Consider the following 14,814-nt stretch of genomic DNA (forward strand, 5'->3'; position numbering starts at 1 on the left):
CCTATGGCTACAGAGTTCACTGGTTCTTGGGGTAGAGACTCTATCACCATTGAGACCGGCAAGTGGGCGAAACAAGCTCACGGGTCGGTTGTATACAAAACCGGAAATTTGGTCTTGCTTGCGACTGTTTGTGCAGCTGACGAACCAAAAGAAGGACAAGATTTTTTCCCTCTCACTTGCGAATACACGGAGAAAGCTTACTCAGTAGGTCGTTTTCCAGGCGGTTACTTCAAAAGAGAAGCAAAACCGGCAGAACATGAAGTTCTCCTTTCTCGAATTTTAGATCGTCCGATTCGCCCAATGTTCCCTGAAGGTTACTTCTCGGAAGTACAACTTCTCGTACAAGTATTATCAGCAGACAAACAAGTTTCTGTCCAAGGCCATGCGATTAACGCAGCTTCGGCGGCACTTTCTGTTTCTTCGATTCCTTTTGCGGGTCCCATTGCTGGTGCTCGTATTGGTCGAATTGGTGGTGAGTTTATCTTAAATCCAACCAACGAAGAAATCACAAAATCCGATTTGGATTTGGTAGTTGCTGGAACCAAAGATGCCATCGTCATGATCGAAGGGGAAGCAAACGAAATCTCCAAAGAAGATATGATGGCAGCCCTTCGTTTTGCCCAAGAACAGTTGAAAGTGGCTGTGGCAATGCAAGAAGAGTTGGCTAAGAAAAATGGAACTGTCAAAAAGGAAGTTGTTTTAAAAGCTCCTGATAAAGAACTCCATGCAAAAATCCGTGAGTTCGCATTCGACCGTTTGACTGCTGCTAACAAAAATGCCGACAAAGCAAAACGTAACGATGACATCAAAGCCATTAACAAAGAAACAGTAGAACATTTTAAAACTCTACTCGCTCCAGAAGACAAATCAAAAGACATCAAACATTTTTTACATGAATTAGAATACGAAGTGGTCCGCGAACTTGTGCTAGGCGAAGGAATTCGTTTTGACGGTCGTAAAACCGATGAAATTCGTCAAATTTCATGTGAGATTGATGTGCTTCCTGGACCTCATGGTTCGGCAGTGTTTACCAGAGGACAAACCCAATCTCTTGGGGTCATGACTCTTGGAACCACTTCCGACAACCAAAGATACGAAACTTTGGAAGGTTCGAAAGAGAAGAACTTTATGTTGCACTACAATTTCCCAGCTTTCTCTGTGGGAGAGGTGCGACGTAATTCAGGTCCTGGCCGACGTGAAATTGGTCATGGAAACCTAGCAGAACGTGCGATTAAAAAAGTCCTTCCTACGCAAACTGACTTTCCTTATGTGATTCGACTTGTTTCTGAAATTTTAGAATCCAATGGATCTTCCTCAATGGCTTCCGTTTGTTCGGGAACCTTAGCCCTTATGGCTGGGGGAGTTCCGATTTCTGGTCCCGTATCAGGAATTGCGATGGGTCTTTTCAGTGATGAAAAAGGTCGCTTTGCGGTTCTTTCTGATATCGCTGGTATCGAAGATCATTTTGGGGATATGGATTTCAAACTCGCAGGAACCAAAAAAGGGATCACTGCTTTCCAAATGGATCTAAAAGTCAACGGACTTGGACTCGAAGTTTTACAAAAAGCCATCGAACAAGCAGAAGTAGGCCGTGATCATATCCTTGGTGAGATGAATAAATCCATTTCTTCTGTGAAAGGTAATTTGAGCCAAAATGCACCGCGCATCACTCAAAAACAAATTCCAAAAGATCGAATTGGAGAACTCATTGGCCCAGGTGGTAAAATGATCCGTGCGATCATCGAACAATCTGGATCAGAAATTTCTGTGGATGACACGGGTAAAGTGACCATTGCTTCACCAAGTGAAGAGTCTAAAGCAAAAGCCATCGCCATGATCGATGGTATCTTTGAAGAAATCGAAGTAGGAAAAATCTACGATGGTGTCATCAAACGAATTGCAGACTTTGGTGCTTTTGTGGAAATCCTTCCAGGCAAGGAAGGACTCTGCCATATCTCTAAACTAGATGTGAAACGAGTGCAATCGGTTCGTGATATTGTTTCCGAAGGGGACAAAATTCAAGTAAAGGTGATTTCCGTTGATAAAATGGGAAAAATCGACCTTTCTCGTAAGGATGTCCTTTTAGACAACTAAACAGTCCCCAAACGACTGTTTGGGGGGAGTAAAACCAATGGCATCCGTCATCGAATGCAAACGGACCGTTTTACCCAATGGGTTAACGGTTCTCTTTCAACCTATGAAACACGCATCCTCTATGGGGGTGGGTGTTTTTTTGAAACAAGGCAGTCTTGCCGAAACCAATTCCGAACATGGATACTTTCACTTTTTAGAGCATATGCTCTTTAAGGATACTGAACGTAGAACGAGTAAAGTAATTGCTGAGTCAATTGAACGAGTCGGTGGAATTCTAAATGGATCGACTGGTCGTGAATACACACAGTACTACGTGGTCGCGATCAAAGACCAAGCAGAACTTGCTTTTGATATTCTTTCCGACATGTTATTTCGTCCTCTCTTTCGCAAAGAAGACATCCATACGGAAAAGGGTGTCATTATGGAAGAAATGCGTTCTTACGAAGACGCTCCCGATGACTTTGTTTATGATTATTATTTTCGTAATATCTTTGGAAAGTCACCTTACGGCCGTGATATCATTGGAACCAAAAAATCAGTCACTGGAGTGAGTGAAAAATCCATCCGCACTTTTTTTGAAAAACATTATTTTCCAAAAAATATGGTGATTTCCGTTTCTGGAAATTTCACTTGGGAAAAAATTTTGGACTTAACCAACAAATATTTTTCTTTTGAAAACCCTAAGGGAAAAAATCCGACAGAACTTATCATTCCAGCACCTAAAAAAAGTTATTCGAAGCATTTGGAACGTCGTAAAATCGAACAGTTCCATATCATGCTTGGTGTGAATGGAAACAAACGGGATTACCGAACCGTGACTGTCACCCAACTCATCTCTACCATTCTTGGTGGGGGAATGGCATCTCGTCTTTTCCAAAACATCAGAGAAAAAGAAGGGCTTTGTTATAGCATTTATAGTTTTCCTTCCTATTACAAAACAACGGGATTATTTTCCATCTCTTCTGCCACTTCCAAAGAAAAGGCAGCACGTTGTGTGGAACTCATTCTAAAGGAACTCGAAAGTATCAGAAAAAATGGTTTTTCAAAATCGGAACTTGCCGATGCAAAATCGAACCAAATGGGTTCGATTGCCATAGGATACGAACTTCCCGAGAACCGAATGAATAATATTGGTCTCCAAGAAATTTATTATGGTAAGTATTTTTCTTTGGAAGACCGAATGAAATCCATCAAGTCGGTAACCTTAGAGGAAATTAATGAAACCGCCAAGCAGTTGTTTGATTTGAAAAAAGTCCATCTGTCTTGTGTAGGCGATATGTCAGAATCTCAGTTTGCCAAAATCCCCGTCCAGTTTGGCGGTTAGGTGAAAAAGGCCGGAAAGAAGCCAGAATGAAGACTTGAAAAAAACAAACTTCGCAAAGAAGATGCGAAGCAGATAGGATCTTGCGTAAGGAACCTTCTGGCCTGGAACCAATAGAAAGAAAACGACGCATACAAAGGACAAAATGAAATTACCTGAAATCCACATTCAGATTTTAAAAGAGGGAGCAGTCATCCCTGAATACAAAACCCAAGGGGCCGCAGGGATGGATTTATCTGCTTGTCTAAAAGATAACCTCATCCTTCCCAAAGGCGAGGTGGTCTTTGTTCCGACAGGTCTTGCGATGGCCATTCCCGAAGGATATGAAGGCCAGATTCGACCAAGGAGTGGATTTTCTACCAAGAACCGAATTGTGATGCCGAATAGTCCCGGAACCATCGACTCGGACTACCGGGGCGAAATTCTCATCCCACTTTTAAACTTAAGTGGTGCCGACTTTGTTTTGGAGCCGGGTACTCGGGTGGCCCAAATGGTCCTTCACTCAGTTGCCCAACTTCCCATCCAGGTTGTGGCAGAACTTTCAGCCACAGAAAGGGGAGCCGGCGGGTTTGGAAGCACGGGAAAATAAGACATAATTAGAAAAAAAGACACTTAGCTTTTTTTAAACTCTACCGATAGGAAGCTGTAGAGGTGCCTTTTTATGATGCGATCCCTTTGGACCGGTGCTACCGGGATGATTGCCCAACAATTCCATATTGATACGGTGGCCAATAACCTTGCCAACGTAAACACCACTGGTTTTAAAAAGAATCGTGTGGACTTCGAAGATTTAGTGTACCAACATCAAGTGCTTGCGGGAACTCCAGCCACCTCTGTTTCCGAAATTCCTACTGGTGTGAATGTGGGCCACGGGGTGAAAGTCGCCGCCACACAGAAGTTATTCGAAATTGGATCTTTCCAAGCCACTGGAAATAAACTAGACCTTGCTCTAACCGGAGAGATGGCTTTTTTCAAAATCCAAATGCCCGATGGCACTTTCTCTTACTCAAGAGACGGATCTTTCAAAATTGATTCGAACCAACAAGTGGTCACCTCTAACGGTTACTTACTCGAACCACCGATCATCTTACCTGAAAATGCCATCCTCAATACCCTAATGGTTTCTGAAGAGGGAGAAGTGACAGTAAAAATCGGTAACGACATTCGACCAACCACCATTGGCCAATTGGAACTTTACCGGTTTGTAAACCCGGCAGGTCTCCAAGCCGTGGGGAAAAACTTGTTTCGTGAAACTGTGGCATCCGGCCCAGAAATTCCAGGGATGCCTTCGCAAGAGGGATACGGAAGTGTTTTACAAGGGTTTTTGGAGATGAGTAACGTAAAGATCGTAGAAGAGATGGTGAATATGATTGTGGCACAAAGGGCTTACGAATCCAATTCCAAAACCATCCAAACCTCGGATAACATGCTTTCTACGGCGATTGGATTAAAACGTTAATGAAAGTTTGGGTACTTTTTCTTTTTAGTTTAGGTTTCACTTTGCCCACCTCGGCAAGTGGGAAAGACTTTCGACTCTACTTAAAACCCAAAACCATTGTGGGTGCAGGGGAGATTCGTCTTTCTGATTTTACCAACTGGAAAGGAAATTGGAACCCAGTACTCTTCCAAAATTTACAATCACCCAAAGTTCTGACACCAGAACAATTAGTAGATGTTTTGAATTCTCGTTATCGTTCAGAAACAAAAGAAACAGGTGAATCTGTTTCCTTTGAAGTGATGGGAAAAGAGGGGATATTACTTCCGAAAACCGCTACAGTTCCAAAGAAAGAATTGGAACGTTCTCTTTGGAAGGATTTGAAAGAATCCGTAGAACAGACAATTGGTGAAGAAGGAGATTTGTTTCGGTTGAGTTCCGAAAAAGAATCTATCCTTACGATTTCAGGAACGAAACTCGTTTGGCGAAATACAGGTCGCACCCTCCACGGGGGGAAACGGCTTTTTCCATTGGATTATTATTTTGAGGGAAAGCTGATCCATTCGGAATCGGTTCCTTTTTTGATTGAAGAAAAGAAAAAGGCTTACTTTACAACAAAAGAAATCCCAGCAAAAACTGTGCTCACAGAAGAAGATGTAGAACTTCGCTCTTTTTTTACCGCTGATCATAACCGCGAGTATGTGGAAGAAAGTCCTGTTGGAAAAACCGCCCTTGGAGCACTCGCCAGTGACACTACCATTGAAAAAAAACAAGTGAGAACCTTACATACCATTGAAAGGGGACAAGAAGTACAACTTGTTTATACCACTGGGAATTTATTCTTAAAAATCAAAACAAGGGCATTGGCATCAGGAAATAAGGGAGATGAAATCCCTGTTCTCAATCTAGCTTCCCAAAAAATCATTAAAGCTAGAGTCCAAAATGAAGGGATCTGCCTTCTGGAAGAGATATAAGATTGTATGAATGTAAAGATAAATCCCAATTCAAAATTAACTGGGAAGAGAGATGCTAAAGTGAATTCCTTAATTACGTCATCAATTGGTAAAAAAATCCTGATCTTCTCTAGTGAGTTCACAATTCTTAGCATATTGACTTTTACGAGCCTCACTCTTTTTGCCGCGGATTCCTTATGGAAAGACAAAGATCCGTATTCTTATCCCAAAACCATCCAACCAGGAACAGTGGTAAAGGTAGTTTTGAAAAATGGGCTTCGAGTCGAATATGAGTCCGAATACAAAGCGACTTTTGATAACGATATCAAAACGGTTCCCGATAAAAAGTTAGTTCCTGACCTTCCTGCTTATAACTCGAATTCCACATACATGCGTTCCAAAGTTGGTAAGTCCAAATCCCAAGGCAAAGTGGTGGGTGTGATGGCAGTCCTTGTCACAGGGATTGATCCAGGAACGGGAAATTTGGAACTAGAGGGAAGTAAGGTATTTAATTTATCGGAAGAAAGAATTAACCTTCGTTTGTCGGGAACCATTTCTCCAGAAGATTTAGACAAAAATCGGTTTATTTCCAGTGATCTGATTGCCAACCTAAGAGTGGAATACCAAGGAACCTTAAATCCTAAAGAACTCACAAATCCGAACATCCAAATGAAACGGATCACAAACCCCGATGGAACTGTCACTGAAAAAGCAGAACTATCGGAGCCAGAAAAACAAGAAATCATTTTGAAAAATATCAAACGACTCTTAGGTGAAAGTGAGTAAATAGAATGTTATCCATGAATCAAAATCAAACTTACCTAGAGTTTAAAAAAGAAACTTTCCGATTTTTCTCAAAACCACTGGTGGCAGTTGTCGTTTTTCTTTTGGGAACTCTTCCAAGTTTTGCAGTTGAAACAAGACTCAAAGATTTGGTGCGAATTGATGCGGTTCGCGAAAACCAACTCACAGGGTTTGGGCTTGTGGTTGGTCTTAATGGAACTGGAGATACAAAAAATCCTCTCACAGAAGAGGCCTTACAAAATTACCTGGCAGGTCTTGGTGTGAATACCAAAAAGAACCTAAGAGATGCCAAAAATACAGCTTCTGTTCTCATTACAGCCAATGTTCCGGTCAACTTGAAAGAAGGGGATAAAATTGATGTTTTAGTTTCTTCTTTGGGGGATGCACGTTCTTTGGAAGGGGGAGTGCTTCTGCAATCTCCATTGAAAGCAGGGAATGGAGAAACCATTGCCGTTGCATCCGGCGTACTCGCATTTGGTGGAAAAGAGAAAAAACGAGGTGGGGCAGATAAAAAATCAGGATCCAATACCGCTCTTGTCCCTATGGGTGCGATTTTGGAAAAATCGGTTCCCAATGCCCCTGTGACAAAATCAGTCAAACTCACACTTCTCGAAAAAGATTATACAACGATGGGTGCCATAGTGGATGCCATTACCGCCGAACTTGCTGTGGTTCCGGAAGTGGTTTCTCCTACTGAGGTCCTTGTTCCCCTTCCTCTAAAAACATCTGGCCAAACTTCCACCGGAGAAATGGCAACTGGGGAACCCAAACTGGATTTGGCCTTTCTTGCTAAGTTAGAAAATCTAACGATCAATTCTTCGCCTGTGGCCCGTGTGGTGATCAACGAAAGAACAGGGACGATCGTGATGGGAGCTAATATCGCCATTGATGAGGTGGCCATTTCCCAACAAGGCCTGACCATTCAAATTGCCAGTAGAGACAAGGCTCGGTATTTTTTTCCCATCCAAGAAGAAGGAAAAGGCGAGTCTGTTTTTGTTCTCAAAGAAACCACCCAAGTTTCGGATGTGGTGGGAGCTCTGAACAAGGTGGGAGCCTCCACCCGGGACATTATTTCGATTCTAGAAGCTTTAAAGAAACAAGGGGCCTTAAAAGCAGAACTTGTGATTCAGTAATTGGGAAATCTGCCGATAAGTTTAGAAGACATAATATGGACATTCATAAAATCCAAGACTATTCGAATCGTTTGAGCCGCTCCCAAGATGAATCCATTCTCACCCGGATGAAATCCTATGCGGACGAGATGAAACCATCTAAGAAGGATGGGGTGTCTGATTTTCAGAATCTACTAGAAAACCACGAAGAAATTATGGGTAAGGTAAGTTCTTCTTCGCTCAAAGTCCCACAAAACATTCGTGAGGAAATCAAAGAAGATCCTTACAGAAAAAAACTATATGATGCGTCCGTAGAATTTGAGTCTGTATTTGTGAAGATGATGTTAAAGGAAATGAAAAACACCATTCACAAAGAAAAACTCATTGATGGTGGTTATGCGGAAGAAATTTTTGAGGACATGTTATACGATGAGTATGCAAAAAACATTTCCCAAAACGAATCCATGGGACTTGCAGAAGAGATCTACAAACAGATGTCTGCATCTCTTCCACCGGTGAAAAAAAATCCTTATTTTTAAAGCGAATTTCTAAAGTCAGTCTTTCTCAAAAACTCAGAAAATAACTAAATAAAATAAATTCATTCGTTTGATTTGGTTTTATTTAAACCAAATCTTTAAATGAGATTTTTTTAAGTTCTTCTTTTAGTTTCTCTTCCAACACATTTAGGCTTTCATTTAGTTTCGGTGAAATCTGATTGAGTTCTTTCGGTGCCCCAATTTTAAAACTGGAAGTTTGTTCGTATAAGGCAACCAGATCAATCTGTTCTTTTAGTTTGACTGGGGCAACTCGTTTGTCTTCCGTTGTCTCTATTAGTTTTGCCTCGTTTAACTTTTCTAAAATGGTAGTTAAATCTTTTTCTGGCATAAGAAGCGCTTTCCGTATCCCAGAAAGTTTGATGAGTTCTCCCTGTTTGGATTGGTGGTCATAGGTAAGAGCCAACACCTGGATGGTTTTGTAAAATTCATAAGACAAATTGCTATCTATGTCATCGAACGGATGTTTGGGAAGGATGTACCTGTCAGGGAATTGTAAAGTAGCAGTAACTTCTGCACCATACAGGATGATCAGTGAGATGGAATAAATGGCAAGAAGGGCAATGGGGATTGCCGCTAGAGCCTTATACACAATCATCGTTTTTTCCGTGAAAGAGGTTAGATAGATATTGATAAACCCCCAAAAGAAAATGATGAGAATGATTCCTGTCACCGCCGCTCCAATGGAAGATGCTTTGATCGGAACTTTTGTGTTGGGGATAATATTAAAAATTAACAAAAAGAAAAGCCAAAGAGCAAGGAGAGGTAGGAGAATTTGAAAAATGGAATAAAGAGAGAAGAATCTTTTTCCCCCTTGGTATTTTTTCCAAATGGTTTGGCCTTTCGAATCTTCTTCCACTCGAATGATTTTATTGAATTCACCAACACCGACTAAACCTAACATACTTTCGCTTTGGGAGTTAACTTCCGGTTCGGTTTCAATTTCCACTGTTTCTTCTAGCAGAGGTTCTGATCCCTCTGTTACAGTTTCTGTCGCCTCTTTTGTTTTTTTGGAAAGGAGGACCATATCCAAAATCATCCCGGCTTTTCCTCTATAAGCCGTGGACCAGTTTTCACCCTCATCTTCCGACAAAAGAATGTCACCAATGGAAGTGAGGATATAAACATCATAATCTTGTTTTTTAGGAGAGGCAAATACCCAAATGCGTTCGTAAGAATACTTTCTATGACTGAGGTCTGTCCAAGTATACCCTCCGTCCACGGTTTTGAATACAGCACCACTATCGCCCACTAAAAACCCAACATTGCGATTGAGAAAGGCAATGTCATTTAAAGGTTTAGGCGAGATTTCCTGTGGGAAAAAAGTGATCCCTCCGTCACTGGTTTTCCAAAGCCTTCCTTCTCGATCCAAAATGAATCCATCTTTGTCAGAAAAAAAACGAATCCGAATGGGAGTGATGGCAGGATCTGTGAATCTTTTGATTTCTTTTAACGTTTTTCCAATTTCATAACGAAGGGTTCGTGTATCCTTTGTTAGGATAAACAAAGTATCATAATCAATGGCTCCAAAATCTGAGACGGCGATTCCTTTGAGTGAGTGAAGTTTCCATGTTTTTCCTAAATCATTGGAATAAAGGAAACTTCCTTCTTCCGATATGGAAAATAGGGCATTCCCCACACTGCGAATCCGGAAAAAATTTTCTTTTGAGATCTCTGGCCTTTTACAGGTTCCTGTTTCCACAGTATCAAAATCAATACATAGCATGTTTTCAAAATCAATACTGGAATTTGGAATAAAGGATACGGATTTATTTAGTTCTGTGATACTTCCAATATTTCCTTTTTCTCCTGCCACCCATAGGACTCCATGTTTGGTGGAAACAATGGATTTGAGGTGGGGAGGGCGAACTGAATCAGAAATTTTATCTGTGATATTTTTTCCGACAACAAATAGAAGAGGCCCAAAAGAAATTAAAAAGAAATAAAATACAAACTTATTAATAAAATTTCTGTGAAGGTCAATTTTCCAAATGATATGGAAGGCTTTTTCTAAAGACCGCAACACTGCTGTAGCGGAAAAAATAAAAACAACAAATCCAACGGCTCCAATTTGAGAAGCGGTGGAAATGATATCTGTTAAAGTTTCGAGATATGGTGTGATATCAAACTGAATATTATTTCGGAGTAGGTAGGCATTGATTTCATCTACCATTTCCCCTTGTCTTGTTTGAATTCCCGAAGCAACAGTGATGAGGGCAAGGGCTACTGTGAGTGTTGGGATCAGAGTGACTATGGTTGTATAAGCAAGACTTGATCCAATGATGAGGCAATCATCTTTCATAAACCGGTGGATGGAGACAAGGAGAACTCGAATCCCTAAAATGAGTTTTGTTTTCCAACCTTTTTCTTCTGGAATCGTAGTGAGTCGTACAAACAAAGATGGTTGGGTGGTGTCATTCATTGGGGTTACCTATTTTTTAAAAGCGTACAAAACGTAACTGGAAGTGATGGGAAATCCATTTCGTTTCCATTTTGACTTAAAATGGTAGAACGTAATGCGAAACCATTGGAAGTAATCTTCCCATTTTTGAAAAGATCCTCTTGATTTTTGTAGTTTGGCATATAAGGGAAAATCCACTCCGAAGTACGATACAAAACGACTAAATCCAAGGTTCGTCAATATTTTTTTTAAGATGGTATCGGAGTAATAAAAAACATGGCCAGGCATATAGTAGTGATAGTTTGGGCCCTCTGTTTTGGCTTGCCATCCATCAAAATTGGCAGTTTGCAGGAGGAGAAGTCCTCCCGGTTTTAGAATCCGAGTGATTTCTTTAAAAAACAAATTTGGATTTTCTATATGTTCGATCACTTCTACCATCGTGATCACATGGAAATATTCGTTTGGAAATTGTGCATCCAGTAAATCCCCTTGGAAAGTCGGGATTCCATTTTCATTCGCATAACGGGAAGCATACTCAGAAATTTCTACACCTTGCACAGAAAAACCTTCCTTCTTCGCCGATTCTAAAAATCCCCCAAATGAGGATCCAATGTCTAAAAAGTTTCCTGACTTTACGAACCTTTTGATATTGCGAATCCTAGCTTTCCATACATACTGAAAGAATTTTTTATGATCCCTTTCATCGATGTATGTATACTCTGCTTTGCCTTGGTAGTAGTCTTTGGTATAAAGTTCTTTTTGGTTGGGTCTTGGGTAAAGGGCTTGGAGTTTGCAATGTTTACATTCTACAATGGATAAACCTGCATATTTACCGGTTGTTGTATAAAGTGGTTCCCAATCATTTGTTTGGTCAAGAGGGCATATTTCGGTCAAAGAAGGGAGAGGATTCATTATTTTTCAGCGAGAAAAAACCAGTGACAAATTCGTTCTTCTAGTTTTCCCAGTGGCGTTCTTTCCGAATAACCAATTGAAACTTTGGAAAAAATGGATAAAAATGATTTTAAATCTTCAAGGGAATAGGTTTCCGCATAACCGCCGCTTAAATCAGTTAAATTCATTTTTCCTTGTGTTAGACCCAGATGGGTATCCCCATCCGCGCGGATCGAACCCAATAGATACCCCCCAGTGTCCAAGGATTCATATAAAGAGGAGAGAAGCTTTTTTGCCTCTTCTCTTTGGTTGTAATGGAAAACTCCCCAACTTAAGATGAGCCCAAATTCTTTTGGAGAAAATGGGAGGTCTGTGCCTGGAGTGTGGAGGAAACGAATCGGTGAATTCCCTTCATTTAACAGATCAATGGTGGTTTTTGAATTGTCGCAACCAGTGACAAAATAACATTCATTTTGTAAAAGATAAGAATGCCTTCCGGATCCACAGCCAAAGTCCAGTGCATTTCTATTTTTTGGTTGGATCCTAGATAAAAGGCGGACCAAATTTTCATCTGGAAAGGCCAATTTTGACTTTGGTCTTTCATAGTGTTCATCCCAGACATTTTTCATGAATTGATTCTTTGGAAAATGGAATCTAACCAATCTTTGGTGGAAATAGGTAGTTTAGTTGAGATTCCAAACACCTGGGTTCGTTTGTGATTTCCTTCTAATTTATCGAGAGTCGCAGCGGTTGGGACCAATTGTTTTTGGAAAAAGATGGTTTCACCTGGGTTTGGTTCTAAGGTCAAAGGTTCTCCCATCTTTTTTTGGCGTTCCGGGGGGAGGGTAAAAACTAATGCCGATTTGGTGAACCCATCTTTTGCTTTTTTTAAAAAACCAGGCCTTGTTTTTTCGCCAATGGTCACGGAAAGTAAATCATTAAAGTATTTATATCCGTAGTGTTCGGGGATAAGAACATCTGCCAAAAATTCTCCACCCACTTCAGGAGCCGATTCGATTAGAAGGCATTCTTTATTTTTTGTGATTTTAAATTCAGCAACGAAAGGTCCCGTTTTTAGTTTTGTTGCTGTGACAACTGCTTGGCAGATCATTTTGATTTCCCCTGCCAAATCGATATGTTGGGAGGGGGCCACATGGGCCACCTCAATAAAGTTAGGTTTCCCTGTGGTAATTTTGTCTGTGAGGGAGATCAAATAAAATCGTCTGGCAATGACAAAACCAAGGACGGTAACTTCATCCCCAGAAATCAGAGGTTCCAAAAGATAACCTTCACTTGTTTTCAAACGAGTGAATTTTTTAAACTCTGCTTCCGATTCGAATACAGTAATTCCTTTTTTCCCAGAACCTTCTTTGGGTTTGGCGATGAGGGGAAACTTGAGCTCTATTTTTTTTTCTTTGGCTTTCGTTTGTAAACTGGATTGGAGAGAAGCGGGAAGAGGGATTCCAAATTTCGAAACGGCAGTTTTGAACCTTTCTTTGTCCAAAAACAAATTCACTGTATCACGAGGGTTCCCTCGGAGTTTTAATTTTTCTGCTAAATAAGAAACTGTATAAACGGCTTTTCCAAAGGATCTGGAACCCACTCCCATCAGTTTGAAAGGAAGAGGGACACGACTCATGGCATGAAGGATTTTTCTATACTCATGAGTAGATTCTAATATGCGAATGTCTGATTCCACAAGACCCGGGGCCTCTGGATTTGTATCAACAGAGATCACTTTGAGTCCCCTGGCTTTTGCCGCTCGGATGAGTGGGATTTGGTTCTCTCCGGCTCCAATAGAGAGATAACTGCCGGTCAGCTGTCTCATCTATGAACCGCGCGACCCGCCTCTTCTTTGGACTCCTGTATTCCCACCACCTGAAGTTTGGTTTCTGCCAAAAGTAGGTTTGGAAACGGCAGGACTTCCTTTCTTTTTCGCGGCTTCATTTTGCGATTTGGTCAGTTCTTCCTGGTTGACGAGGACAATGGCCTTACCTTCGATTTCTTTTCCGTTGAGAGCAGAAATTGCTTTGGTTGCATCAGCATCCGCCATATCAGCCGTTCCATAACCCAAGGATACCTTGGTGATTTTGTCTCGTTTGATTTGGAGGTGTTCCACTTTTCCATGAGCAGAAAGAAGTTTTTCTAAGGCTTCTTCGGTGAGCGACTGGGGGAGGTTTCCAATGGATAACTTCATGTCCTTCTTTTCTATGAATTTTCGTGAAAACTTCAACTCTTTTTTGACTATGTCGCATTTTCTCTTGGGGAATTGGCGGATCTTGTCGAAAGAAAATATAGGTAGGAACGTTATGTTACGAGGACTCTATACTGGTGCCAATGGGATGATTTCCCAACAAGTGAGAATGGATGTGGTCGCCAACAATTTGGCCAATGTGGATAAAACTGCATTTAAAAAAGATACCACAGTCTTCAAAACCTTTCCCGAAATGTTACTCCATCGTTATTCCGAAGATGGGATTGGAAAAACTCCTATGGGTTCCTTTGATACTTCGCCAGTTGTCGGTAAACTGGGGTTTGGTGCCGAGGTCAACGAAGTGTACACTCGCTTCGAACAAGGGGCTGTGAAAAAAACTGATAATATTTTTGACCTTATGGTACAAGACCAACCCGGAATGGAAAAACCTGCCTTCTTTTCCGTCCTTACCAACCGGGGAGAACGCCTCACGCGGAGCGGGAGTTTTGTTTTGGATAAAAACGGGTTTGTGGTGACTCCCCAAGGGTTTCCTCTTCTCGGCGAAAAAGGTCCCATCCAAGTGAACCAAGGAAATTTCCTTGTGAAAGAAAATGGGGAAATTTATATCAATGCCAAACTCGGAACCGCTCCCAAAGACGGAACCAATTTTAGTGAAAACAGATTCGAAGACCCAGTCCTACTCGATAAATTAAAAATCCGCACGGTCGAAAACCCACGCCACCTAGACAAAGAAGGGGACTCGTTTTATTCCGACACTCCTGAATCCGGCGAACCCACTGCCTTTCCAGAACTTCTTGCCCCACAAGTCTTACAAGGTTACTTAGAGGCTTCGAATGTATCTGTTGTGACAGAGATGGTCGACATGATTGAAGTGAACCGCGCTTACGAAGCAAACTCCAAAACCATGCAAACCCAAGACAGTTTGCTCGGTCGCCTATTCGAAATTATGCGATAGTTTTTATATCCTAGATACATTCGGCACAACTCCTTCCCTCTGAGCTGTCACTAATCTATCCATCCCAACTGCCTTTATG

General features: G+C 41.3%; 14 protein-coding genes. 9 read left to right on the forward strand and 5 right to left on the reverse strand.

The window, feature by feature from the left end:
- Nucleotides 1-3 precede the first annotated feature (3 nt).
- The 8 genes from pnp to EHQ47_RS07280 all read left to right on the forward strand — a co-directional run bounded on the left by pnp (nt 4) and on the right by EHQ47_RS07280 (nt 8,258).
- Nucleotides 4-2,094, forward strand: coding sequence for a polyribonucleotide nucleotidyltransferase (pnp, locus tag EHQ47_RS07245; RefSeq protein ID WP_135749698.1), 2,091 nt, complete (start codon nt 4-6; stop codon nt 2,092-2,094).
- A gap of 37 nt (nt 2,095-2,131) precedes the next feature.
- Nucleotides 2,132-3,418, forward strand: coding sequence for a M16 family metallopeptidase (locus EHQ47_RS07250; RefSeq protein WP_135749697.1), 1,287 nt, complete (start codon nt 2,132-2,134; stop codon nt 3,416-3,418).
- 142 nt (nt 3,419-3,560) lie between these two features.
- Nucleotides 3,561-4,004, forward strand: coding sequence for a dUTP diphosphatase (gene dut / locus EHQ47_RS07255; protein ID WP_135749696.1), 444 nt, complete (start codon nt 3,561-3,563; stop codon nt 4,002-4,004).
- A 72-nt stretch (nt 4,005-4,076) separates the two neighbouring features.
- Entirely contained in the window at nt 4,077-4,874 is a 798-nt protein-coding gene (gene flgG / locus EHQ47_RS07260) for a flagellar basal-body rod protein FlgG (protein ID WP_100790205.1), read from the forward strand.
- Nucleotides 4,874-5,824, forward strand: a complete 951-nt coding sequence (gene flgA, locus EHQ47_RS07265; RefSeq protein WP_135776871.1) for a flagellar basal body P-ring formation chaperone FlgA — start codon at nt 4,874-4,876, stop codon at nt 5,822-5,824. The genes flgG and flgA overlap by 1 nt, the downstream gene beginning before the upstream one ends.
- A gap of 6 nt (nt 5,825-5,830) precedes the next feature.
- Entirely contained in the window at nt 5,831-6,589 is a 759-nt protein-coding gene (locus EHQ47_RS07270) for a flagellar basal body L-ring protein FlgH (RefSeq protein WP_244290248.1), read from the forward strand.
- A gap of 14 nt (nt 6,590-6,603) precedes the next feature.
- On the forward strand, nt 6,604-7,740 hold the full coding sequence (locus EHQ47_RS07275; protein WP_244290249.1) for a flagellar basal body P-ring protein FlgI: 1,137 nt from the start codon (nt 6,604-6,606) through the stop codon (nt 7,738-7,740).
- A 35-nt stretch (nt 7,741-7,775) separates the two neighbouring features.
- The gene (locus EHQ47_RS07280; protein WP_135749693.1) at nt 7,776-8,258 is read left to right on the forward strand and encodes a rod-binding protein; all 483 of its coding nucleotides are present in this window, start codon (nt 7,776-7,778) and stop codon (nt 8,256-8,258) included.
- 82 nt (nt 8,259-8,340) lie between these two features.
- On the opposite strand, the gene EHQ47_RS07285 is transcribed toward EHQ47_RS07280, so the two are convergent.
- From EHQ47_RS07285 to EHQ47_RS07305, 5 genes are read right to left on the reverse strand one after another with little or no spacing between them, the layout of a single operon-like run.
- On the reverse strand, nt 8,341-10,695 hold the full coding sequence (locus tag EHQ47_RS07285) for a YhjD/YihY/BrkB family envelope integrity protein (protein WP_135776873.1): 2,355 nt from the start codon (nt 10,693-10,695) through the stop codon (nt 8,341-8,343).
- Between the two features lie 9 nt (nt 10,696-10,704).
- Complete coding sequence (locus EHQ47_RS07290; RefSeq protein ID WP_135776874.1) at nt 10,705-11,586, reverse strand: class I SAM-dependent methyltransferase; 882 nt, start codon at nt 11,584-11,586, stop codon at nt 10,705-10,707.
- Nucleotides 11,586-12,194, reverse strand: coding sequence for a class I SAM-dependent methyltransferase (locus tag EHQ47_RS07295; RefSeq protein ID WP_135776875.1), 609 nt, complete (start codon nt 12,192-12,194; stop codon nt 11,586-11,588). Before EHQ47_RS07295 ends, EHQ47_RS07290 begins: the two co-directional genes overlap by 1 nt.
- Nucleotides 12,191-13,393: an ATP-grasp domain-containing protein gene (locus tag EHQ47_RS07300; protein WP_135776876.1), complete on the reverse strand. Its 1,203-nt coding sequence runs from the start codon at nt 13,391-13,393 to the stop codon at nt 12,191-12,193. Before EHQ47_RS07300 ends, EHQ47_RS07295 begins: the two co-directional genes overlap by 4 nt.
- Nucleotides 13,394-13,762, reverse strand: coding sequence for an RNA recognition motif domain-containing protein (locus EHQ47_RS07305; protein WP_135600463.1), 369 nt, complete (start codon nt 13,760-13,762; stop codon nt 13,394-13,396). It lies immediately after the preceding gene.
- Between the two features lie 112 nt (nt 13,763-13,874).
- On the opposite strand from EHQ47_RS07305, the gene EHQ47_RS07310 reads away from it, so the two are divergent.
- On the forward strand, nt 13,875-14,735 hold the full coding sequence (locus EHQ47_RS07310; RefSeq protein ID WP_135569832.1) for a flagellar hook-basal body protein: 861 nt from the start codon (nt 13,875-13,877) through the stop codon (nt 14,733-14,735).
- Nucleotides 14,736-14,814: the final 79 nt, after the last annotated feature.

This window comes from Leptospira bourretii, from assembly GCF_004770145.1.
Taxonomy (GTDB): domain Bacteria; phylum Spirochaetota; class Leptospiria; order Leptospirales; family Leptospiraceae; genus Leptospira_A; species Leptospira_A bourretii.

Excerpts from the sequence above, each read along its gene's own strand:
- pnp (WP_135749698.1), top strand. The coding sequence starts at position 4 with ATGGCTACAGAGTTCACTGGTTCTTGGGGTAGAGACTCTATCACCATT.
- EHQ47_RS07250 (WP_135749697.1), top strand. The coding sequence starts at position 2,132 with ATGGCATCCGTCATCGAATGCAAACGGACCGTTTTACCCAATGGGTTA.
- dut (WP_135749696.1), top strand. The coding sequence starts at position 3,561 with ATGAAATTACCTGAAATCCACATTCAGATTTTAAAAGAGGGAGCAGTC.
- flgG (WP_100790205.1), top strand. The coding sequence starts at position 4,077 with ATGATGCGATCCCTTTGGACCGGTGCTACCGGGATGATTGCCCAACAA.
- flgA (WP_135776871.1), top strand. The coding sequence starts at position 4,874 with ATGAAAGTTTGGGTACTTTTTCTTTTTAGTTTAGGTTTCACTTTGCCC.
- EHQ47_RS07270 (WP_244290248.1), top strand. The coding sequence starts at position 5,831 with ATGAATGTAAAGATAAATCCCAATTCAAAATTAACTGGGAAGAGAGAT.
- EHQ47_RS07275 (WP_244290249.1), top strand. The coding sequence starts at position 6,604 with ATGAATCAAAATCAAACTTACCTAGAGTTTAAAAAAGAAACTTTCCGA.
- EHQ47_RS07280 (WP_135749693.1), top strand. The coding sequence starts at position 7,776 with ATGGACATTCATAAAATCCAAGACTATTCGAATCGTTTGAGCCGCTCC.
- EHQ47_RS07285 (WP_135776873.1), bottom strand. The coding sequence starts at position 10,695 with ATGAATGACACCACCCAACCATCTTTGTTTGTACGACTCACTACGATT.
- EHQ47_RS07290 (WP_135776874.1), bottom strand. The coding sequence starts at position 11,586 with ATGAATCCTCTCCCTTCTTTGACCGAAATATGCCCTCTTGACCAAACA.
- EHQ47_RS07295 (WP_135776875.1), bottom strand. The coding sequence starts at position 12,194 with ATGAAAAATGTCTGGGATGAACACTATGAAAGACCAAAGTCAAAATTG.
- EHQ47_RS07300 (WP_135776876.1), bottom strand. The coding sequence starts at position 13,393 with ATGAGACAGCTGACCGGCAGTTATCTCTCTATTGGAGCCGGAGAGAAC.
- EHQ47_RS07305 (WP_135600463.1), bottom strand. The coding sequence starts at position 13,762 with ATGAAGTTATCCATTGGAAACCTCCCCCAGTCGCTCACCGAAGAAGCC.
- EHQ47_RS07310 (WP_135569832.1), top strand. The coding sequence starts at position 13,875 with ATGTTACGAGGACTCTATACTGGTGCCAATGGGATGATTTCCCAACAA.